We start from the raw sequence: 20,260 nt of genomic DNA on the forward strand, positions 1-20,260 counted from the left end.
TGTTTGTTCTTCTCTTCCTTGGCCCCGGGGTCTGCCGTAGGTAAGGATCAGCCCTTATGGACCTGCTGAACACCCTGGTGGAGAAGGGGCTGCGGCGCGAGCTGCCGACCCGCGAAGAAGCCCTCGCCGTCCTGGCGACATCCGACGACGACCTGCTCGATGTGGTGACCGCTGCCGGCAAGGTGCGCCGTCAGTGGTTCGGGCGGCGGGTGAAGCTCAACTATCTGGTCAACCTGAAGTCGGGGCTGTGCCCCGAGGACTGCTCCTACTGTTCGCAGCGGCTCGGCTCGACCGCGGGCATCCTCAAGTACACGTGGCTCAAGCCCGACGAGGCCTCGGCCGCCGCGGCGGCCGGTGTCGCGGGCGGCGCGAAGCGGGTGTGTCTGGTGGCGAGCGGTCGCGGTCCGACGGACCGTGACGTCGAGCGCGTCGGCAAGACCATCGAGGCGATCAAGGAGCAGAACGAGGGCGTGGAGGTCTGCGCCTGTCTCGGTCTGCTGTCCGACGGCCAGGCCGAGCGGCTCAAGGACGCCGGCGCCGACGCGTACAACCACAACCTCAACACGTCCGAGGGGACGTACGGGGACATCACGACCACCCACACCTACGCGGACCGCGTGGACACCGTGCAGAAGGCGCACGGCGCCGGCCTGTCCGCCTGCTCGGGCCTGATCGCGGGCATGGGCGAGAGTGACGAGGACCTGGTCGACGTCGTGTTCGCGCTGCGCGAGCTGGACTCCGACTCGGTGCCGGTCAACTTCCTCATCCCGTTCGAGGGCACGCCGCTCGCCAAGGAGTGGAACCTGACCCCGCAGCGCTGCCTGCGGATCCTGGCGATGGTGCGGTTCGTGTGCCCGGACGTCGAGGTCCGGATCGCCGGCGGCCGCGAGGTGCACCTGCGGTCGATGCAGCCGCTGGCGCTGAACATCGCCAACTCGATCTTCCTCGGTGACTACCTCACCAGCGAGGGCCAGGCCGGCCAGGCGGACCTCGACATGATCGCGGACGCGGGCTTCGAGGTGGAGGGCGCGGGCACGACGACGCTCCCGGCGCACCGGGCGGACGCCCTGGCCGCGGCGGCGGGCGGCGGCTGCGGCTCGCACGCGGAGGCCGGTGGTGCCTGCGGTTCCGGCGCGTCGGCCGGTGCGGGCTGTGGCTCGCACGCCGAGGCGGGCGGCGGCTGCGGTCCCTGCGGCGGGCACGCCGAGGTGCCGGCGGCGGCCACGGCGCCGGCCTCGGACGCCCGCACGGACCTGGTGGCCGTGCGCCGCCGGGGCGCCGGTACGGACCTCGCCCCGAATGCGTAACGACGAACTCCTCGCCCTGGACCGGGCGCACGTCTGGCACCCGTACGGCCCGATGCCGGGCCGTACGGATCCGCTGGTCGTCGCGTCCGCGTCCGGGGTGCGGCTCAGGCTGGCCGAACCCAGCGAGGGCCGGACCGAGTTGATCGACGGCATGTCCTCCTGGTGGTCGGCCATCCACGGCTACAACCACCCCGTGCTCAACGAGGCGGCCCGCGGCCAGCTCGACCGGATGAGCCACGTCATGTTCGGCGGCCTCACCCACGAGCCGGCCGTCCGCCTCGCCTCGCGTCTCGTCGAGATCACGCCCGAGCCGCTGCGGCACGTCTTCCTCAGCGACTCCGGATCGGTCGCGGTCGAGGTCGCGGCCAAGATGTGCCTGCAGTACTGGCGCTCGGTCGGGCGTCCCGGCAAGCGCCGTCTCCTCACCTGGCGCGGCGGTTACCACGGCGACACCTGGCAGCCGATGTCCGTGTGCGACCCCGAGGGCGGCATGCACGAACTGTGGTCGGGGGTGCTCCAGCGGCAGGTGTTCGTGGAGGCGCCGCCGGCCGCGTACGAGGAGGCGTACGCGGAGCTGCTGCGCGAGGCGATCGGCCGGCACGCGGACGAGCTCGCCGCGGTGGTCGTCGAGCCGGTCGTGCAGGGCGCGGGTGGCATGCGTTTCCACAGCGCCGAGTACCTGCGGGTGCTGCGGGAGGCGTGCGACGCCCACGACGTACTGCTGATCTTCGACGAGATCGCGACCGGGTTCGGGCGCACGGGCGCGCTGTTCGCCGCCGATCACGCCGGGGTCTCCCCCGATGTGATGTGCGTCGGCAAGGCGCTGACCGGCGGCTATCTGTCGATGGCCGCGACGCTCTGCACGAGCAGGGTCGCCGACGGCATCTCGCGCGGCGAGGTCCCCGTGCTCGCTCACGGGCCGACCTTCATGGGCAATCCGCTCGCCTCGGCGGTCGCCCTCGCCTCCCTCGACCTGCTGCTCGGGCAGGACTGGCAGGTCGAGGTGAAGCGCATCGAGTCGGGTCTGCGGGAGGGGCTCGCCGGTGCCGCCGACCTGCCGGGCGTCCGTGACGTCCGCGTCCTGGGGGCGATCGGCGTGGTCCAGCTCGACCACGACGTCGACATGGCCGCCGCCACGAGCGCGGCGGTACGCGCCGGGGTCTGGCTGCGTCCGTTCCGCGACCTCATCTACACGATGCCGCCGTTCGTGACGGGTGACGAGGACGTGGCGCGTATCTGCGCGGCGGTACGAGCGGCAGCAGCCGCGGGCTGACACGGAGCGCTGCGGGGCGGGCGGGGCGCCGCGGGGCGCGGCCGTACCGCCCCGCCGCCCCGCCGCGGGGCGCGCCGCCCACCCCGAGGGGGGAACGCCCGCACGGGCCCGGCGGCAGGACGGCCCCCCGCTGTATGGGGGGCCGGCGCACGCGTGTGGGGGGCCGGGTTCTGCGGGGTGCGGGGCCCGGATCGGAAACAGTCGAGAGGACATCAGCTTCATGAGCGTCATCGTCGTCAGCGGCACCGGAACCGAGATCGGCAAGACCGTCGTCACCGCCGCCCTCGCCGCCGTCGCCACCGCCTCCGGGCGGTCCGTCGCCATGCTCAAGCCCGCGCAGACGGGCGTCGGACCCGACGAGCCGGGGGACGTGGCCGACGTGCTGCGGCTGTCGGGGGCCGTGACCGGCGAGGAACTGGCCCGATTCCCCGAGCCGTTGGCCCCCGGGACCGCGGCGCGCCGCGCCGGCCTGGACCCCGTCCGGCCGGACGCCGTCGCGGCGGCGGCGCGTGAGCTGGCGGCCACGCACGACCTGGTGCTCGTGGAGGGCGCGGGCGGCCTCCTCGTGCGGTTCGACGAGGAGGGCGGGACGCTCGCGGACGCGGCCCGGCTGCTCGGCGCGCCGGTGCTCGTGGTGGTCCCGGCCGGGCTCGGCACGCTCAACACCGCGACCCTGACGGCGGAGGCGCTCCGGGCGCGCGGCATCGAACAGCTGGGGGTCGTGGTCGGCAGCTGGCCGGAGGAGCCGGATCTGGCCGCCCGGTGCAATCTGGCGGACCTCCCCGAGGCGGCGGGCGCGCCGCTGCTCGGGGCCGTGCCGGCGGGCGCGGGAGCGCTCGCGGCGGAGGAGTTCCGGTCCGGAGCGGCCTCGTGGCTGGCGCCCGCGCTGGGCGGTGCCTGGGACGCGACGGCGTTCGCCGCGGCCGCGGGAGCGGGCGCCTGAGCCCGGCCCCGGATGCCCGACCACGGCGCGGGAGCGGGCGCCTGAGCCCGGCCCCCGATGCCCGACCACGGCGCGGGAGCGGGCGCCTGAGCCCCGCCCCGGATGCCCGACCACAGCGCGGGAGCGGGCGCCTGAGCCCCGCCCCGGATGCCCGACCACAGCGCGGGAGCGGGCGCCTGAGCCCCGCCCCTGATGCCCGACCACAGCGCGGGAGCGGGCCTCCGCCCCGACCACCCGCCGTACCCTGACCGCATGCGTGCTCGTGTTCAGGAGATCGTGTTCGACTGTGCCGAACCGGCCGTCCTCGTGCGGTTCTGGGCGGCGGTCCTCGGCGGGGCTCCGGTCGACCGGAGCCCCGACTGGTCGTACGTCGACCCGCCCGGCTTCGTGCGGATCGCCTTCCAGCAGGTGCCGGAGGGCAAGGCGGTGAAGAACCGGGTCCATCTGGACGTGGAGGTGGCCGATCCGACGGCGGCTGCCGACGAGGTGGCACCCCTGGGCGCCCGCCGCTCGGGTGGTCTCGTGACCGACGAGCAGGGTTCCTTCCAGGTGATGCTCGATCCGGAGGGAAACGAGTTCTGCTTCGTGACAGGGTGAGGGCCGGTCGTCCGGGGTCCGTCGGTCAGGAGGATTCGTCGTGGTGCTGCCCTTCCGCTTCTCCGTCAGCATGCTCACTCCCGGCACCGGAGGCGAATGGCGGTCCCGCTGCCGCCGCGCCGAGGAACTCGGGTACGACCTGATCCAGGTCGCCGATCACCTGGGGATGCCCGCCCCGTTCCCGTCGCTCGTCGCCGCGGCCGAGGCCACCACCCGCCCGCGGGTGGGCACGTTCGTCCTCAACGCGGCTTTCTGGAACCCGGTGTTGCTCGCGCGCGAGGTGACGACGACGGCCGCGCTGACCGAAGGACGGCTCGAACTCGGGCTCGGTACGGGATACGTCCGGTCCGAGCACGAGCAGGCCGGGGTCCCTTTCCTGCCGCCGCGCGAGCGGGTCGATCATCTGGCGCGTACGGTCGAGGGGTTGACCGGGGCGCTGAAGGGCGGCGAGGGATCCCCGCGCGTGCGGCTGCTGATCGGCGGCAACGGTGATCGCGTGCTGCGCCTGGCGGCCCGCCACGCGGACGTGGCGGCGTTCTCCGGCGGCCGGTTCGACGGCGCCGCGTCGACCTTGCTCACCGCCGAGGAGATGACCGCGCGGGTCTCCGCGTACGAGCGCTTCGAGGACGAGGCCGGCCGCCGGACGCCCGCGGAGCGCAATCTGCTGCTCCAGCGCGTGCTCGTGACCGACGACCCCTCCGCGGCCGTGGCGGAGTTCCTGCCGCTCGTGCCGTATCTCTCCGAGGAGCAGGTGCTCGGTCTGCCGGTCCTCGCGATCGGGACGGTGCGGGAGATCGCCGACCGGCTGACCGCACTGCGGGAGCGGCTGGGGATCTCGTACTTCACGGTGCTCGACCACTCCATGGAGGCCTTCGGCCCGGTGATCGCGCGGCTGCGCGCGGCCGAGGCTTCCGACACGTCTGAGGGGTGAAACACGCTCGACGCGCGGGACGGACCGGTGGTGGGATTCCGGCATGGACGATCTTCGGATACGGGCCGCGGTGGCGGCCGACATCGATGCCGTGCTCGCCTTCTGGAAGGCGGCGGCCGAGGGGACCAGCATCAGCGACGACCGGGCCGGGGTGGCACGGCTGGTCGAGCGCGACCCGGAGGCGCTGCTGCTCGCGGAGCGGGTCGGGGCGGCGGCCGGCGGGACGGACGGGGCGGAGGCGGAACTCGTGGGGACGGTGATCGCCGGTTTCGACGGATGGCGCTGCCATCTGTACCGGCTGGCGGTCGACCCCGGCCACCGCCGTCGCGGGATCGGCGGCGCACTGCTCGCGGCGGCGGAGGAGCGTTTCGTCCGGCTCGGGGGCCGGCGCGCGGATGCGATGGTGCTGGACGGGAACGCGCTGGGACAGGCCGCGTGGCAGGCGGCGGCGTACGGGCCGCAGGAGCAGTGGACGCGCTGGGTGAAGCCGCTGGCCGACTGAAGGGAGCCGCTTTGCCGATCCTTTACCATGGTGTGCAGAATCGATCATCTAGCGAAAGGTGTGAGCGTCCGCCCATGGGCGAGCCTCCCAGTCCCCGTTCCCCGAACCGACACCGCGCGGTCCTCCCGTCCCTGAGTGATCATGGGACTCGTCGAGGGACGGAGGTGAACCGATGATCGAGGTGCTGCTGCTCCTGGTGGCGCTGCTCCTCGCCCTCGCCTGTGGCGCCTTCGTGGCGGCCGAGTTCTCGCTGACCACCGTCGAACGCTCCGAACTCGAAGCCGCCGCCGAACGGGGCGAGCGCGGCGCGTCCGGCGCCCTCAAGGCGGTCAAGTCGCTCACCTTCCAGCTCTCCGGCGCCCAGCTCGGCATCACCGTGACCAACTTGGTCGTCGGCATGCTCTCCGAGCCGTCGATCGCCGCGCTGATCCGCGGCCCGATCGAGGCCCTCGGTCTGTCGCCCTCGGTCGCCTCCTCGGTTGCCCTGGTGCTCGGCACCGCCCTGTCGACCGTCGTCCTGATGGTCGTCGGCGAGCTGGTGCCGAAGAACTGGGCGATCTCCTCCCCCCTGGCCGTCGCCAAGGTGGTGGGGACCCCGCAGCGCATCTTCAGCGCCGCGTTCAAGCCGCTGATCAGCCACCTCAACAACACGGCCAACCGTTCCGTGCGCCGCCTCGGCCTGGAGCCCACCGAGGAGCTGGCGTCCGCCCGCTCCCCGAAGGAGCTGGTGGCGCTGGCCCGGCACTCCGCCAAGGAGGGCGCCCTGGAGGCGGACACCGCCGAGCTGTTCGTCCGCACCCTCAACCTGGCCGAGCTCACCGCGGAGAACGTCATGACCCCGCGCGTCCAGGTCACCGCCCTGGAGGTGCAGGCCACCGCCGAGGACGTCGCCAACGCGACCCGGGCGACCGGCCTCAGCCGGTTCCCCGTCTACCGCGGCAACCTGGACTCGGTCGTCGGCATCGCGCACATCAAGGACGTGCTCGCGATACCGGCCGAGGAGAGGCCGCGCCGGAGCGTGGGCGACCTGTTGCGCGAACCGCTGCTGGTCCCCGAGAGCCTGACCGTGGACAAGCTGCTCGACCGCCTGTCCGGGAAGCAGACCATGGCCGTCGTCATCGACGAGTACGGCGGCACGGCCGGCGTCGTGACCCTGGAGGACATCGTCGAGGAGGTCGTCGGCGAGGTGCGCGACGAGCACGACCCGCACGAGACCCCGGACCTGGCGCGGGCGGGCGAGGACGCCGACGGGCGCGCGCTGTGGTCCGCGGACGGCGCGGCCCGTACCGACCAGCTGGAGGCCATCGGCCTGCGCGTGCCCGAGGGGCCCTACGAGACCCTGGCCGGTGTGCTGGCCACGGCGCTCGGCCGGATCCCGGTCCGCGGTGACCACGTGGAGCTGGCCGGCTGGCGCCTCGACGTGGTCGACGACACCGGGCGGCGGGCGGCCCGGGTGCTGCTGCACGCCCCGCTCCCCGACTCCGGCGAGGAGGCCGGCCGATGACCGTCGTCCAGCTGCTGATCGGCCTGGCGACCCTGCTCGTCAACGCCTTCTTCGTCGGCGCGGAGTTCGCGCTGATCTCCGTGCGCCGCAGTCAGGTCGAGCCGCTCGCGGAGGCCGGCGACCGCCGGGCCCGCAGCGTCATCTGGGGTCTGGAGCACGTCTCGGCGCTGCTCGCGGCCGCCCAGCTCGGCATCACGCTGTCCACCCTGGTCCTCGGCATCGTCGCCGAGCCGGCCATGGCCCACCTCCTGGAGCCGCTCTTCGACGCCGTCGGCGTGCCGCACGGCCTCGTGCACCCGATCTCGTTCGTGATCGCGCTCACCGTGGCCACCTATCTGCACATGCTGCTCGGCGAGATGGTCCCGAAGAACGTCGCGCTGGCCGAACCGGCCCGCGTGGCGCTCCTCCTCGGCCCCCCGCTGGTGGCCGTGACCCGGGCGCTGCGCCCGGTGATCTTCACCATCAACGCCTTCGCCAACGGCATCCTGAAGTTGCTGCGGGTGGACGTGAAGGACGAGGTCTCGGCGACCTTCTCGGACGACGAGCTGGCCCGTCTGGTCACCGACGCCGGTGACGCCGGCCTGCTCGACGACCGGGCGGCCGAGCGGCTGCACGACGCCCTGGAGCTGGGCCGGCGCCCGGTGCGCGACGTGGTGATGCCGGCGGAGAAGGTCGTGTACGCGCAGGTCGACACGACTCCGGAGCAGTTGGAGGCCCTGGCGGCCCGGTCCGGCTTCTCCCGCTTCCCGGTCGTCGACGCGGAGCACCGCATCCTGGGCTATCTGCACGTGAAGGACGCCCTGGACGTCACCCCGCGCGACCTGCCGTTCCCGGTGGCCGCGCTGCGGCCGATCGCCCGCGTGCGGGCGGTGACGCCGCTGGACGACGTCCTGACGGCGATGCGGCGCAGCCGGACCCATCTGGCGGCGGTCCTCGACGAGGACGGCAGGCTGGCGGGCCTGGTGACGATGGAGGACGTCCTGCGCGAGCTGGTGGGCCGCCCCGCCGTGTAGTCCCGACCACGCGAAGGGCCCCGGGACCCCGTCCCGGGGCCCTTCGTCGTGCCGGGGCCGGGGAGGCGCGCCAGCCGGGGTACGGCGAGAGCGCGGCGAGGCGGGGGCGGTCGGCCGGATCGTCGGGGTCGGGGCGGGCCACGACCGGATCCCGGCCGAGACCCAGGGGAGGGGCCGCTCGGAGCGTCCCCTGCCGGGTCTCCGCGGGCCGGAGCGCCATACCGGACGGTATGATCGCTGGGCCATGGAGATCAATGCCACGTACACCAGTCTCGTCGCCGTGGGCGACAGCTTCACCGAGGGCATGTCGGATCTGACGCCCGACGGTTCCTACCGCGGCTGGGCCGACGTCCTCGCGGGCCGCCTCGCCGCCCGTACCCCCGGCTTCCGGTACGCGAACCTGGCCGTGCGCGGCAAGCTGATCGGCCAGATCGTCGAGGAGCAGGTGGACGCGGCGGCGGCCATGAAGGCCGACGTCGTCACCCTCGTCGGGGGCCTCAACGACACCTTGCGCCCCAAGTGCGACATGGGCCGGGTGCGCGGTCTGCTCGGCGAGGCCGTGGAGCGGCTCGCCCCGTCGTGCGGACAACTGGTCCTGATGCGCAGCCCGGGCCGCCAGGGGCCGGTCATGGAGCGCTTCCGGCCGCGCATGGAGGAGCTCTTCGCGTACGTGGACGAGCTCGCCGCCCGGCACGGCGCCGTGGTCGTCGACCTGTACGGCGCTCCGGCGCTCGGCGACCCGCGCATGTGGGACGTGGACCGGTTGCACCTGACCGGGGAGGGGCACCGCCGGGTGGCCGAGGCGGTCTGGCAGGCCCTGGGCCTGCCGGCCGAGGAGGACTGGCGCACCCCGCTCGCGCCGACCCCGCTCCCGGGCTGGGCCGCCCGGCGGATCGCGGACGCCCGTTTCGCCAGGGAGCACCTGGGCCCGTGGATAGGGCGCCGGCTCACCGGCCGCTCCTCGGGCGACGGCCGCGCGCCGAAGCGCCCGGAGCTGCTGCCGTACGAGCTGCCGGAGACCGGCTGACCGGCGCGGTGACGTGACGCGCGTCTCGTAGCAAGCTCCAGCCGGGACCGTGGCGCTGGCCTGCAGAAACCGCCAGTAGAATCTGGACACGTGACTGCTGCTGCGAAGCCCCGCATCCCCAACGTCCTGGCCGGCCGCTACGCCTCCGCGGAGCTCGCCGTCCTCTGGTCCCCCGAGCAGAAGGTGAAGCTGGAGCGCCGGCTGTGGCTCGCGGTGCTGCGTGCCCAGAAGGACCTCGGGATCGAGGTCCCGGAGGCTGCGCTCGCCGACTACGAGCGTGTGCTCGACCAGGTCGACCTCGGCTCCATCGCCGAGCGCGAGAAGGTCACCCGGCACGACGTGAAGGCCCGGATCGAGGAGTTCAACGCCCTCGCCGGCCACGAGCACGTCCACAAGGGCATGACCTCCCGCGACCTGACCGAGAACGTCGAGCAGCTGCAGATCCGGCTCTCGCTGGAGCTGATGCGGGACCGTACGGTCGCCGTCCTCGCCCGTCTCGGCAAGCTGTCCGGCGAGTACGCGGAGCTGGTCATGGCCGGCCGCTCGCACAACGTCGCCGCCCAGGCCACCACCCTCGGCAAGCGTTTCGCGACCGCGGCCGACGAGCTCCTCGTGGCGTACGCGCGTCTGGAGGAGCTGCTCGGCCGCTACCCGCTGCGCGGCATCAAGGGCCCGGTCGGCACCGCCCAGGACATGCTCGACCTGCTCGGCGGCGACGCCTCGAAGCTGGCGGACCTGGAGCAGCGGATCGCCGGTCACCTCGGCTTCGCGCACGCCTTCACCTCGGTCGGCCAGGTCTACCCGCGCTCGCTCGACTACGACGTGGTCACCACGCTCGTGCAGCTGGCCGCGGCCCCGTCCTCGATCGCCAAGACGATCCGCCTGATGGCCGGTCACGAGCTGGTCACCGAGGGCTTCAAGCCGGGGCAGGTCGGCTCCTCGGCGATGCCGCACAAGATGAACACCCGCTCCTGCGAGCGCGTGAACGGCCTCATGGTCATCCTGCGCGGCTACGCCTCGATGACCGGCGAGCTCGCCGGCGACCAGTGGAACGAGGGCGACGTGTCCTGCTCCGTGGTCCGCCGCGTGGCCCTGCCCGACGCCTTCTTCGCCCTGGACGGTCTCCTGGAGACCTTCCTCACCGTGCTCGACGAGTTCGGCGCCTTCCCCGCCGTCGTCGCCCGCGAGCTGGACCGCTACCTGCCCTTCCTGGCGACCACCAAGGTCCTCATGGGCGCGGTCCGCGCCGGGGTCGGCCGCGAGCTCGCCCACGAGGCCATCAAGGAGAACGCCGTCGCCTCCGCCCTCGCCATGCGCGAGCAGGGCGCCGAGCGCAACGAGCTGCTCGACAAGCTGGCCGCCGACGAGCGGATCCCGCTGGACCGCGCGCAGCTCGACGAGCTGATGGCGGACAAGCTGTCCTTCACCGGTGCCGCCGCCGGCCAGGTCGCGGCCGTGGTGTCCCGTATCGAGGAGATCGTGAAGCAGCACCCGGAGGCCGCCGGCTACACCCCCGGGGCGATCCTCTGACCGGAACCCCCCGGTTCTCCGCGCAGGAGCTCCAGGCCGCCCGTGACCGCCTCGTTCCCGATGTGGTCGCGGGCGGCCTTTCGGTCCTCTTCTGCGGGATCAACCCGGGTCTGATGACGGCTGCGACCGGCCACCACTTCGCGCGGCCCGGCAACCGCTTCTGGCCGGTCCTGCACCTGTCCGGTTTCACCCCGCGCCTGATCGCGCCGGCCGAGCAGGAGGAGCTCCTCGCGTACGGCCTCGGCATCACCAACGTGGTGGCACGGGCCACCGCGCGGGCGGACGAGCTGAGCGCGGAGGAGTACCGGGAGGGCGGCCGGATCCTCACCGAGAAGGTGCGGCGGCTGGCCCCGGGCTGGCTCGCGGTGGTCGGCGTGACCGCGTACCGCACGGCGTTCGGCGAGCGGAAGGCCGCGATCGGACCGCAGGAGCGCACGATCGCCGGACCTTCGGGAACGACCCGCGTCTGGGCGCTGCCCAACCCCAGCGGACTGAACGCGCACTGGACGGCGCAGACGATGGCGGAGGAGTACGCCCGGCTCCGGGAGGCCGCGGGACTGCCGGACCGGCGTGCCTAGGGGGTGTCTGCCGGTCAGGGCGGGTCGACCGTGGTGACGACGACGAGGAGCTGGAAGGGCAGCTCCTTGTCCCACTGGGACACGCCCAGGCCGATCCACCTCCCGCGCGCCCGCCACAGGTGCAGGTCCGGGACGTGGCAGCTCAGCACGCCCCACGGCTCGGGTATCCGCTCGCCGGACATGCTGCGGTCGAGGACCGACCAGAGGCTGAAGACCTGGGGCGGGCCCCAGCGGGCGCCCAACAGCGTCGAGAGGCCATCCCGGTCCGCCTCGTACTGTTCCTCGACGTCTAACCGGTGGGTGGCGTCGCACTCCCAGAACTCCTCGCTGGTGGCGAGCGCGTCGACGTGGTGGCCCGGGCCGCTGTCGCGGTACCCGGAGCTCTCGGCACGCTCCGGGAAGGCCCGGCCGACCAGGTCGTCGATCGCCGCAAGGTGCTGTCTCGTCTCCATGAAGCCAGTAAACCGCTCCGGTCCGACAGCAGTTGGTGCTCCGTCAGTCCCGGCCGGGGTGCCTGGGGCGGGCCCGGCCTCGGAGCCGGTCCCGGACCCGCTTCCGGACGGCGCTCGCCGCCCACCCGTCCATTGAGTAACATCCGGCCAAAGAGGCGCACGAGCTGGGAGGACACACGGTGGGGCGGCTGACCGGCGGGGACCCGTCGCTGTTGCGGCGGATCAACTCCGCGGTGGTACTCCATGCGCTGCGGAGCTCCGACGCGCTCACGCTCACGGACCTGACCCGGATCACGGGCCTGTCCCGCCCGACGGTCGAGGGCGTGACCGAGGGCCTGATCGAGGGCGGTCTGGTCATGGAGGCCGCGCCCGAGGAGGGCGAGACCCGTCGGCAGGGCCGGCCGGCCCGGAGGTTCCGATTCCGCGCGGAGGCGGGGCACCTGCTCGGTGTCGAGATCGGTCCGCACCGGGTCGCCGCGCTGATCTCGGGTCTGGACGGGCGGATCATCGGCGCCGGTTCGCGTGAGGTGTCGGAGACGGCCCCGGAGGACGAGCGGCTCGACCGGGTGCGCACCGTGGTGGCCGACGTACTGCGCAGGACCGGGGTGCCCCGGTCGAATCTGCGGGCGGTCGGCGTCGGCACGCCGGGCATCGTGGAGACGGACGGGACGGTCCGGCTCGGCACGGCGCTGCCCGGCTGGACGGGTCTGGCGCTCGGCGAGCGGCTCCGGCGCTCGTTCCGCTGCCCGGTGATCGTGGAGAACGACGCCAACGCGGCGGCGGTGGCCGAGCACTGGAAGGGTGCGGCGACCGACTCCGACGACATCGTGTTCGTCCTCGCGGGTCTCAGCCCCGGCGCCGGTTCGCTCATCGGCGGGCGGCTGCACCGGGGTTACGGCGGGGCGGCCGGCGAGATCGGCGCGCTGCACCTGCTGGGCCGGGGTGTCACGCCCGAACATCTGCTGTCGACGACCGACGAGCCCTTGCATCCGCTGGACGAGCAGGCGGTCGCCGAGGTGTTCGCGCTGGCCCGGCAGGGCGACGCGCGGGCCCAGGCGGCGGTGGAGCGGTTCATCCAGCGCCTCGTGCACGACGTGGCGGCGCTGGTGCTGGCCATCGACCCGGAGTTGGTGGTGATCGGCGGCTGGGCGGCGGGGCTCGACGGGGTGCTGCAGCCGCTGCGTGACGAGCTGGCCCGGTTCTGTCTGCGGCCGCCGCGGGTGGTGCTCTCGCTGCTGGGCGAGGCGGCGGTGGGCACGGGCGCGCTGCGGCTCGCGCTCGACCACGTGGAGGAGCAGCTGTTCGCGGTGGACGGCACGGCGACGGCCCGCCGCTGAAGGCTCCTGCCGTGCCCGGGTCCTGGGAACGGCGACGGCCCCGGGCGGTGTGCCCGGGGCCGTAGTCGTACGCGGAGGTCGCTCCGGTCAGGAGGCGATGGCCAGGTCGCCGGAGTCGCCGAAGGTGAGGCGGCAGGTGTCGGCACGGTAGGTGGCCACGGACACGGCGGCGGTGCGTCCCCCGGAGAGGTAGCGGGTGGTGACCACGAGGACGGGCGCACCGGGCAGGCGGTCGAGTTCCTTGGCGTCGTCGGCGCGGGCGGAGCCCAGCTCGACGGAGCGGTCCTGGCCGTCCAGGGCGAGCCGCTGGAGCTCACGGAGGACGGCGCGGGCGCGGTCCGTCCCGGCGGCGGCGTCGGTCCCGGTGAGGCCGGGCACGGAGCCGGCGGGGACGTAGAGGAGTTCGGCCGCGACGGGCTGGCCCTCGGTGACACGGAGCCGGCGCACGATGTGCACGTGCTCGCCGGGTTCGACGTCGAGGAGGCGGGTGACGGCGGCGGGCGCCTTGTCGGCGGCCGGGTCGACGGACTGCCAGCTGTCCTCGCCGACGCCGGGCCAGGTGTGCTGGGTGGTGGAGACGTCGACGCCGACGCGCGGCGGGGCGACGGTGGTGCCGACACCGCGGCGGCGCTGCAGGCGGCCCTCCAGCTCCAGCTGCTCCAGCGCCTGCCGGAGCGTGGCGCGCGCGACGCCGAAACGGGCGGCCAGTTCGCGCTCGTTGGGCAGGATCTCCCCTACCGCGAAGTCCGAGTCGAGCGCTTCGCCGAGCACGGTCTTGAGGTGCCAGTACTTCGGCTCCGGTACTGCTTCGAGCTGCGTGGTCCCCACCCTGATCCTCCGCACATTCGCCGTGTCCCGCGGCGTTTTCCGCGCCCTTGTTTATTAAAGGTTCCTGCACTAACTCTGCGACCATAAAGCGCGGCACACCCTTGGTCAAGACCAATCCTCCGTCGAACGCCCCTGAATGTGACCCTCTGACCTAGATCGTTCACAGGACGTTCGCGTCCTCGTGAAGCGCGCGCAGCACGACGCCCCGCCGCGGAACGCTGGAGTCCGGGCGGGGCGTGCGATGCGGGGCGGGGTCAGCCGAGGGCGAGGCCCTGGAGTTTGTCGGGATTGCGCTGGACGTAGACGCAGGCGATCCGGCCGTCGCGGACGTCGACCTGGAAGACCGAGTCGACGCGGTCGCCGACGAGGGCGATGAGCGCAGGGCCGCCGTTGACCTCCGCGAAGCGGTAGCCGAAGGTCGCGTCGGCGCCCTCGGCGACGGCGACCAGGAAGCGGCCGATCTTGTCGGCGGTCTCCATGATCCGCAGCGGGGCCTTGGACTTGCCGCCGGAGTCCCCGACGAGGCGCGCGTCGGGGGCGAGCAGGGCGAGCAGGCCTTCCAGGTCGCCGCTCGCGGCGGCGGTGAGGAACCGCTCCGTGAGGTCGCGCCGTTGGACCGGGTCGACGTCGTAGCGGGGACGCCCCTCGTCGACGTGCTTGCGGGCGCGGCCGGCCAGTTGCCGGACGGCGGCCTCGCTGCGGTCGAGGGCGGTGGCGATCTCGGCGAAGGGGAAGCCGAAGGCCTCCCGGAGCACGAAGACCGCGCGCTCCAGCGGGGAGAGGGACTCGAGCACGACGAGGACGGCGAGCGAGACGGAGTCGGAGAGCAGGGCGCGCTCGGCGGTGTCGGGCACGGCCGGCCCGAAGTCGGTGACGATCGGCTCGGGCAGCCAGGGTCCGACGTAGGACTCGCGGCGGGACTGCGCCTGGCGCAGCCGGTCGAGGGAGAGCCGGGTGGTGATCCGTACCAGGTAGGCGCGGGGTTCGCGCACGTCGCCGCGGTCGTCGGCGGTCCAGCGCAGCCAGGCGTCCTGCACCACGTCCTCGGCGTCGGCGGCGCGGCCGAGCATGCGGTACGCGACGCCGGTGAGCAGGGCGCGGTGTTCTTCGAACAGGTCGGTGAGGTCGATCGGCGTCTCGGTCGGCACTCCCCCATCCCAACGGACCGCACGGGTCCCTGTCCAGTTCCGGCCGGAGGTCTTGAACTTGACTCTACTCACCGGTAATTCTTGCTGACAGGGTGTCTCGGAAGTGTCCGTCCGACAGGGAGCAGCCATGCCCGCACAGATCTCGTTCGCCGTGGAGTCCCCCGGCGGACCGCGCACGGTCACCGTGACGTACGAGCGGCGGGGCAGCGGCGCGCCCCTGCTGCTGCTCCACGGCATCGGACACCTCTGGCAGGCCTGGGAGCCGGTGATCGACGTGCTGGCGACGGAACGGGACGTCATCGCCGTGGACCTGCCGGGCTTCGGCACCTCCCCCGCGCTGCCCGAGCCGCTGGCGTACGACCTGAACACGGTGGTCCCGGTGCTCGACGCGTTCTGCGCGGCCCTCGGCGTCGAACGGCCGCACGTGGCGGGCAACTCGCTCGGCGGTCTCCTCGCCCTCCGGCTCGGCCGCGAGAAGCTGGTGCGCTCCGTGACGGCCCTCTCCCCCGCCGGGTTCTGGTCCGAGGCCGAACGGCGGTACGCGTTCACGACCCTGCGCGCGATGCGGGGCGCGGCGCTCGCGATGCCCGTCCCCCTCATCGAGCGGCTCTCCCGCAGCGCGGCCGGCCGCACCGTCCTCACCAGCAGCATCTACGCACGGCCCGGGCGCCTGTCACCCGAGGCGGCGGTCGCCGAGACCCTGTCCCTGCGCGCCGCCACCGGCTTCCACCAGACCCTCGCGGCCGGCCGCACCGTGACCTTCACCGACGACGTCCCCGCCGTCCCGGTCACGATCGCCTGGGGCAGCCGGGACCGGCTGCTCCTGCGCCGGCAGGGCGTCCGCGCCAAGCGCGCCATTCCCGGAGCCCGTCTGGTCCGGCTGCCCGGCTGCGGCCACGTCCCCATGAACGACGACCCCGCGCTGGTGGCCCGGGTCATCCTGGACGGCAGCGCCGGCTGACGCGCCGTCGGCCCGGCCGCCCCCGAACAGGCCCGTGCCCAGGGCCGCCCCCGCCCCCACGAGAAGGCCGCCGGCGGCCTGCGCGGGACCGAAGGAGCCGTGTGCGACAGCGGCGGCGGTCAGCGCGGCGGCCACCGGGATGGCACCGGTGAACAGCGTGGCCCGTTCCATGCCCATGCGCTGCACGCCCATGTAGAAGAGCACGAATCCGACGACGGTCGCGAGCGCGGCCTGCCACACCAGCGCCCCGGTCTCCACGGCCGTCGGCACGCGCAGGGCGCGCGTCCCGTCGACGAGCAGCCCGATCACCGCCGACTCGACGGCCGCGAGCCCGCACACCACGGCCGTCAGCAGCTTGGGTCCGAGCGGCCGCAGCACCGGCACCGCGAGCACCGTGAAGCCGACCTCGCCGGCGAGCGCGACCACCGACCAGCCGAGGCCGGCGGCGTCGGTACGGCCCCAGCCCTGCACCGTGAACGCGCCCGCGGCGACCAGCACCGCCCCGTACAGCACGGCCCGGGTGGGCCTGCGACCGTCGGCCAACGGCACCAGAACGGCGACGACCACGGGGGCGCAGCCGACCAGGACGCCGGGGACGGCGGGCTCGGCGGTGCGTTCGGCGGCGAGGACGGTGAGGTTGAAGCCGACCATGCCGACGGCGGCGAGCAGGGCGAGCCGGAGCCACTGGCGCGCGGTCAGGGCGCGCAGCGGGGCCAGGCCGGCGCGGCCGAGCAGCGGCAGCAGGAGCAGACAGGCGGCGCCGTAGCGCAGCGCCTGACCGCCCGCGTACGGATAGTCGCCGAGCAGGCTGTTGGCGGTGAAGGAGGCGCCGACGAGGGCGTAGGCGACGGTCACGAGGAGCGCGCCGCGCAGGGTGTTCGCGTTCATGCTCACGACGCTAGGAACCCGACGGGTCCGGTTCGGGGTCCACTCGCCTCGCGTCATCGGGGACCACTTCGCGGGGGTAGGCTCCGCGCCGGACGCTTCGTCCGAGTGGCAGAGGGGACGAGGGGACCGGGGAACGAAGACCCAGGGGGCGAAGACCCAGGGGGCGGAGGCCCGGGGTCGGGGGCCCATGGGGACGAGGGGGGCGGGCTATGCGCGGGCATCCGGCCTGGGAGCTGTTGCTCCCCGCGGCCGCGGCACCGGCGCGGCAGCGCGGCCGGTCGCTGCAGGAGGCACTGCGGGAGGCCGTGCGCACGGGCCGGCTGGCACCCGGCACACGACTGCCGTCGAGCCGGGCGCTCGCCGGCGACCTAGGCGTCTCCCGGGGCCTGGTGACCGAGGCGTACGAGCAGCTGACCGCCGAGGGGTACCTGCGGAGCGACCACGGGTCGGGCACCTGGGTCGGCGGGGCCGCCCGGGCGGCCGCGCCGGGCGTACGGGACCTGGCGCCGCGCGCGCCGGGCATGCGGGTCGACTTCCACCCGGGGACGCCCGACCTGTCGCTGTTCCCGAGGTCCGCGTGGGGCGCCGCCCAGCGGGCCGTCCTGGCGGAGCTGGAGCACCGGCAGCTGGGGTATCCCGATCCGCGCGGGCTGCCCGGGCTGCGGAGCGCGGTCGCGGCGCTGCTGGCGCGGCGGCGCGGGGTGGTGGCCGATCCCGAACGGCTGGTGGTGTGTTCGGGGGTGGCGCAGGCGGCGACGCTGCTCGGTTTCGCACTGCGGGCGCGCGGCCTGCGGACGGTGGGTGTGGAGGATCCGGGGAGCCCGGAGCACGCCAAGCTGTTCGCGGCGACCGGCCTGGACGCGGTGGGGCTCCCCGTCGACACGGACGGCCTCGTGCCGGGACCGCTGGCGGCCTCCGGGGTGCGGGCGGTGGTGGTGACGCCGTCCCACCAGTTCCCTTCGGGGATCGCGTACACGGCGGGGCGCCGGGCGGAACTCCTCGACTGGGCCCGGTCGGTGGACGGCTTCCTGCTGGAGGACGACTACGACGGGGACTTCCGCTACGACCGGGCGCCGGTGGGCGCGCTCCAGGGGCTCGATCCGGAGCGGGTCGCGTACGCGGGCTCGGTGAGCAAGTCCCTCGCGCCCGGGCTGCGGCTCGGCTGGATGCTGGTGCCGGAGGCGCTGCTCGACGAGGTCGTGGAGCGCAAGCGGACCATGGACCTCGGCAATCCGGCCCTCGACCAGGCGGTGCTCGCCCGCTTCGTGACCGACGGCGGCTACGACCGTCAGCTGCGCCGCTGCCAACGCGCCTACCGCGAACGGCGGGACGCCCTGGTCACGGCCCTGGAGCGGCACTTCCCCGGCACGGAGGTCACCGGGATCGCCGCCGGACTGCACGTCATCGCGCGTGTGCCTCCCGCGTACGGCCCGACCCGCCGCTTCCTGGACCGGGCGAGGGCGGTGGGCGTGACCCTGCGCGCCGCGGAGGACTACGGAACGGCCCGGTTCGACGACGGCGCGGTCCGCCTGGTGATCGGCTACGCCCACCTCACGCCCAAGGAGATCGCCCTGGGGGTGGGGCTGGTGGCCGGGGCGTACGGGGGCTGAGCGGTCGACGGGGGCCGCGCCGGTCCGAGGGGCCGCGGGTCCGGGCCGCGCACGGGGCGTGGGCTCCGGGCCTGTCGGCGGCGCGTGCCGCCCGCGGGTTCGTGTGAACATCCGGGCGGGGGCGCCGTGTTGTTCACGTGGGGTTCGGTTCCCGGCCGTCCCCGGGCGTTAGGCATGGGGCGGCCCCTGTTCGCCGTCCTTGGAGGCGCTTCGATGTCCCAGCCCACCCCCGGTCCGCCGCCCGCCCGCCGTACGGTCCTGCGTGGATCGCTCGCCGCCTCGGCCGCCGCCCTCACGGTCGGCGGCGGCGCGTTCACGAGCCCGGCGTTCGCGCTCTCGGGGCGCCCGTCGGCCGCGTGGGGCGTGCAGACCGGTGACGTCACCGCGCACTCGGGTCTGGTGTGGGTCCGCTCGGACCGGCCCGCCCGGATGATCGTGGAGACCTCGTCCAGCGAATCGTTCCGCCGCGTGCGCCGGCACCACGGGCCGCTCCTCGGCCCCGGTACGGACTTCACCGGCACCACGGCCCTGCGCGACCTGCCCGCCGGCGAGCAGATCCACTACCGGGTCACGCTCGCCGACCCGGACGACCCGCGCCGCACCGGAGAGCCGGTCGTCGGCACCTTCCGGACGGCCCCCGCGCGGCGTCGGGACGGCGTGCGGTTCCTGTGGTCGGGCGACATCGCGGGGCAGGGCTGGGGCATCAACCCGGACATCGGCGGCTTCCGCGCGTACGAGGAGATGCGCCGGCTCGACCCGGACTTCTTCCTGTGCAGCGGTGACACCATCTACGCGGACGGGGTCATCCAGCCCAGCGTGACGCTGCCCGACGGGCGGGTCTGGCGGAACGTCACGACGCCCGAGAAGGCGAAGGTCGCCGAGACCCTGGACGAGTACCGCGGCAACTTCCGCTACAACCTGCTCGACCACAACGTGCGCGCCTTCAACTCCCAGGTGCCGTCGATCGTGCAGTGGGACGACCACGAGGTCCGCAACAACTGGTACCCGGGGCAGATCCTCGACGACGTCCGGTACACCGAGAAGGACGTCGACGTCCTCGCGGCCCGCGCCTCCCGCGCCTTCGCCGAGTACTTCCCGGTCTCCACACTGCAGGCGCGTGCGGGCGAGGTACGGTCCGAGGGCCGGATGCACCGGGTGGTGCGCTACGGGCCGCTGCTCGACGTCTTCGTGCTGGACATGCGCTCGTACCGCGACGCCAACTCGCCCGGCCGGCAGGCCGACGACACCGTGGGCATCCTGGGTACGGAGCAGCTGGAGTGGCTCAAGCGCGAGCTGAGCCGGTCGCGTGCGGTGTGGAAGGTCCTCGCGGCGGACATGCCGCTGGGGCTCGTCGTCACCGACGGCGCCACCGACTTCGAGGCCGTCGCCCAGGGCGACCCGGGCGCCCCGCTCGGCCGCGAGCTGCAGATCGCCGAACTGCTGCGCTTCATCAAGCACCGGCGCATCACCGGCACGCTGTGGCTCACGGCCGACGTGCACTACACCTCGGCGCAGCACTACGCGCCGGAGCGCGCCGCCTTCCAGGACTTCGCGCCCTTCTGGGAGTTCGTGTCCGGTCCGCTGGCCGCGGGCGGCTTCCCCGCCAACCGGCTGGACGCCACCTTCGGCCCCGAGCGGGTCTTCGTCCGGGCGCCCGAGCGGGCCAACCTGTCGCCGATGGAGAGCCCGCAGTACTTCGGCGAGGTGGACATCGACGGCGACAGCGGAGAGCTGACGGTCCGGCTGCGTGCCGAGGGGGGCACGGTGCTGTTCTCCCAGGTGCTCCAGCCGGGGCGGGTCGGGCAGTAGTCGGGGGCGCGGTCCGGACGAA

Annotated in this window: 18 protein-coding genes and 1 pseudogene; 15 read left to right on the forward strand and 4 right to left on the reverse strand. The window is 73.9% G+C overall.

All coding sequences use genetic code 11. The features are described 5' to 3' along the window. Positions 1-56 precede the first annotated feature (56 nt). The 11 genes from bioB (at position 57) to mug (ending at position 11,205) form a co-directional block, all read left to right on the forward strand. Complete coding sequence (gene bioB / locus ACIRQF_RS12445; RefSeq protein ID WP_376631736.1) at positions 57-1,307, forward strand: biotin synthase BioB; 1,251 nt, start codon at positions 57-59, stop codon at positions 1,305-1,307. Beyond that, positions 1,300-2,580, forward strand: coding sequence for an adenosylmethionine--8-amino-7-oxononanoate transaminase (locus ACIRQF_RS12450; RefSeq protein WP_376631738.1), 1,281 nt, complete (start codon positions 1,300-1,302; stop codon positions 2,578-2,580). The genes bioB and ACIRQF_RS12450 overlap by 8 nt, the downstream gene beginning before the upstream one ends. A 220-nt stretch (positions 2,581-2,800) precedes the next feature. Further along, positions 2,801-3,523 carry a dethiobiotin synthase gene (gene bioD / locus ACIRQF_RS12455; RefSeq protein WP_404091479.1) on the forward strand — a complete coding sequence of 241 codons (723 nt, stop codon included), beginning with the start codon at positions 2,801-2,803 and terminating at the stop codon, positions 3,521-3,523. Positions 3,524-3,775: 252 nt separating this feature from the next. Beyond that, positions 3,776-4,120 carry a VOC family protein gene (locus ACIRQF_RS12460; RefSeq protein WP_403522368.1) on the forward strand — a complete coding sequence of 115 codons (345 nt, stop codon included), beginning with the start codon at positions 3,776-3,778 and terminating at the stop codon, positions 4,118-4,120. Between the two features lie 40 nt (positions 4,121-4,160). Further along, a complete protein-coding gene (locus tag ACIRQF_RS12465; RefSeq protein ID WP_382479092.1) occupies positions 4,161-5,051 on the forward strand; it encodes a TIGR03621 family F420-dependent LLM class oxidoreductase in 891 nt (296 codons plus the stop codon). A gap of 43 nt (positions 5,052-5,094) precedes the next feature. Next, positions 5,095-5,553 carry a GNAT family N-acetyltransferase gene (locus ACIRQF_RS12470; RefSeq protein ID WP_376631746.1) on the forward strand — a complete coding sequence of 153 codons (459 nt, stop codon included), beginning with the start codon at positions 5,095-5,097 and terminating at the stop codon, positions 5,551-5,553. A gap of 172 nt (positions 5,554-5,725) precedes the next feature. Next, positions 5,726-7,057: a hemolysin family protein gene (locus ACIRQF_RS12475; RefSeq protein WP_376631747.1), complete on the forward strand. Its 1,332-nt coding sequence runs from the start codon at positions 5,726-5,728 to the stop codon at positions 7,055-7,057. Next, positions 7,054-8,070 (forward strand): hemolysin family protein, encoded by a 1,017-nt coding sequence (locus ACIRQF_RS12480; RefSeq protein WP_403522375.1) that lies wholly within the window; start codon positions 7,054-7,056, stop codon positions 8,068-8,070. The genes ACIRQF_RS12475 and ACIRQF_RS12480 overlap by 4 nt, the downstream gene beginning before the upstream one ends. A 244-nt stretch (positions 8,071-8,314) precedes the next feature. Then, complete coding sequence (locus tag ACIRQF_RS12485; protein ID WP_389752850.1) at positions 8,315-9,097, forward strand: SGNH/GDSL hydrolase family protein; 783 nt, start codon at positions 8,315-8,317, stop codon at positions 9,095-9,097. 90 nt (positions 9,098-9,187) lie between these two features. Then, complete coding sequence (gene purB, locus ACIRQF_RS12490; protein WP_382479140.1) at positions 9,188-10,627, forward strand: adenylosuccinate lyase; 1,440 nt, start codon at positions 9,188-9,190, stop codon at positions 10,625-10,627. Further along, a complete protein-coding gene (gene mug / locus ACIRQF_RS12495; RefSeq protein ID WP_389752909.1) occupies positions 10,624-11,205 on the forward strand; it encodes a G/U mismatch-specific DNA glycosylase in 582 nt (193 codons plus the stop codon). The genes purB and mug overlap by 4 nt, the downstream gene beginning before the upstream one ends. Before the next feature lie 14 nt (positions 11,206-11,219). Here the strand turns inward: mug and ACIRQF_RS12500 are convergent, their stop codons facing one another. Continuing rightward, positions 11,220-11,657: a hypothetical protein gene (locus tag ACIRQF_RS12500; protein WP_376631755.1), complete on the reverse strand. Its 438-nt coding sequence runs from the start codon at positions 11,655-11,657 to the stop codon at positions 11,220-11,222. A gap of 179 nt (positions 11,658-11,836) precedes the next feature. Between ACIRQF_RS12500 and ACIRQF_RS12505 the strand changes: the two genes are divergently transcribed. Beyond that, positions 11,837-12,994, forward strand: a complete 1,158-nt coding sequence (locus tag ACIRQF_RS12505; protein ID WP_376631757.1) for an ROK family protein — start codon at positions 11,837-11,839, stop codon at positions 12,992-12,994. Between the two features lie 87 nt (positions 12,995-13,081). Here ACIRQF_RS12505 and ACIRQF_RS12510 read toward each other — a convergent pair whose 3' ends face one another. Continuing rightward, positions 13,082-13,822 (reverse strand): GntR family transcriptional regulator, encoded by a 741-nt coding sequence (locus ACIRQF_RS12510; RefSeq protein ID WP_376631759.1) that lies wholly within the window; start codon positions 13,820-13,822, stop codon positions 13,082-13,084. A 254-nt stretch (positions 13,823-14,076) separates the two neighbouring features. Then, positions 14,077-14,970, reverse strand: a complete 894-nt coding sequence (gene sigJ, locus ACIRQF_RS12515) for an RNA polymerase sigma factor SigJ (protein WP_404091490.1) — start codon at positions 14,968-14,970, stop codon at positions 14,077-14,079. A gap of 127 nt (positions 14,971-15,097) precedes the next feature. On the opposite strand from sigJ, the gene ACIRQF_RS12520 reads away from it, so the two are divergent. Beyond that, positions 15,098-15,931 carry an alpha/beta fold hydrolase gene (locus ACIRQF_RS12520; RefSeq protein ID WP_389752842.1) on the forward strand — a complete coding sequence of 278 codons (834 nt, stop codon included), beginning with the start codon at positions 15,098-15,100 and terminating at the stop codon, positions 15,929-15,931. A 99-nt stretch (positions 15,932-16,030) separates the two neighbouring features. Here ACIRQF_RS12520 and ACIRQF_RS12525 read toward each other — a convergent pair. Continuing rightward, positions 16,031-17,008, reverse strand: a pseudogene (locus ACIRQF_RS12525) (DMT family transporter); the annotation flags it as partial. 20 nt (positions 17,009-17,028) lie between these two features. Here ACIRQF_RS12525 and ACIRQF_RS12530 point away from each other — a divergent pair. Further along, on the forward strand, positions 17,029-18,429 hold the full coding sequence (locus ACIRQF_RS12530) for a PLP-dependent aminotransferase family protein (protein WP_404091494.1): 1,401 nt from the start codon (positions 17,029-17,031) through the stop codon (positions 18,427-18,429). Positions 18,430-18,642: 213 nt separating this feature from the next. Then, positions 18,643-20,238: an alkaline phosphatase D family protein gene (locus ACIRQF_RS12535; RefSeq protein WP_404091496.1), complete on the forward strand. Its 1,596-nt coding sequence runs from the start codon at positions 18,643-18,645 to the stop codon at positions 20,236-20,238. Positions 20,239-20,260: the final 22 nt, after the last annotated feature.

The sequence above is a fragment of the Streptomyces sp. NPDC101191 genome (assembly GCF_044767915.1).
GTDB lineage: Bacteria > Actinomycetota > Actinomycetes > Streptomycetales > Streptomycetaceae > Streptomyces.

What these genes read in the sequence shown, in the direction of transcription:
- bioD (WP_404091479.1), top strand. Translation starts at nt 2,801, where the DNA reads ATGAGCGTCATCGTCGTCAGCGGCACCGGAACCGAGATCGGCAAGACC.
- ACIRQF_RS12520 (WP_389752842.1), top strand. Translation starts at nt 15,098, where the DNA reads ATGCCCGCACAGATCTCGTTCGCCGTGGAGTCCCCCGGCGGACCGCGC.
- ACIRQF_RS12475 (WP_376631747.1), top strand. Translation starts at nt 5,726, where the DNA reads ATGATCGAGGTGCTGCTGCTCCTGGTGGCGCTGCTCCTCGCCCTCGCC.
- ACIRQF_RS12480 (WP_403522375.1), top strand. Translation starts at nt 7,054, where the DNA reads ATGACCGTCGTCCAGCTGCTGATCGGCCTGGCGACCCTGCTCGTCAAC.
- ACIRQF_RS12530 (WP_404091494.1), top strand. Translation starts at nt 17,029, where the DNA reads ATGCGCGGGCATCCGGCCTGGGAGCTGTTGCTCCCCGCGGCCGCGGCA.
- ACIRQF_RS12470 (WP_376631746.1), top strand. Translation starts at nt 5,095, where the DNA reads ATGGACGATCTTCGGATACGGGCCGCGGTGGCGGCCGACATCGATGCC.
- ACIRQF_RS12485 (WP_389752850.1), top strand. Translation starts at nt 8,315, where the DNA reads ATGGAGATCAATGCCACGTACACCAGTCTCGTCGCCGTGGGCGACAGC.
- ACIRQF_RS12535 (WP_404091496.1), top strand. Translation starts at nt 18,643, where the DNA reads ATGTCCCAGCCCACCCCCGGTCCGCCGCCCGCCCGCCGTACGGTCCTG.
- ACIRQF_RS12500 (WP_376631755.1), bottom strand. Translation starts at nt 11,657, where the DNA reads ATGGAGACGAGACAGCACCTTGCGGCGATCGACGACCTGGTCGGCCGG.
- ACIRQF_RS12460 (WP_403522368.1), top strand. Translation starts at nt 3,776, where the DNA reads ATGCGTGCTCGTGTTCAGGAGATCGTGTTCGACTGTGCCGAACCGGCC.
- bioB (WP_376631736.1), top strand. Translation starts at nt 57, where the DNA reads ATGGACCTGCTGAACACCCTGGTGGAGAAGGGGCTGCGGCGCGAGCTG.
- ACIRQF_RS12450 (WP_376631738.1), top strand. Translation starts at nt 1,300, where the DNA reads ATGCGTAACGACGAACTCCTCGCCCTGGACCGGGCGCACGTCTGGCAC.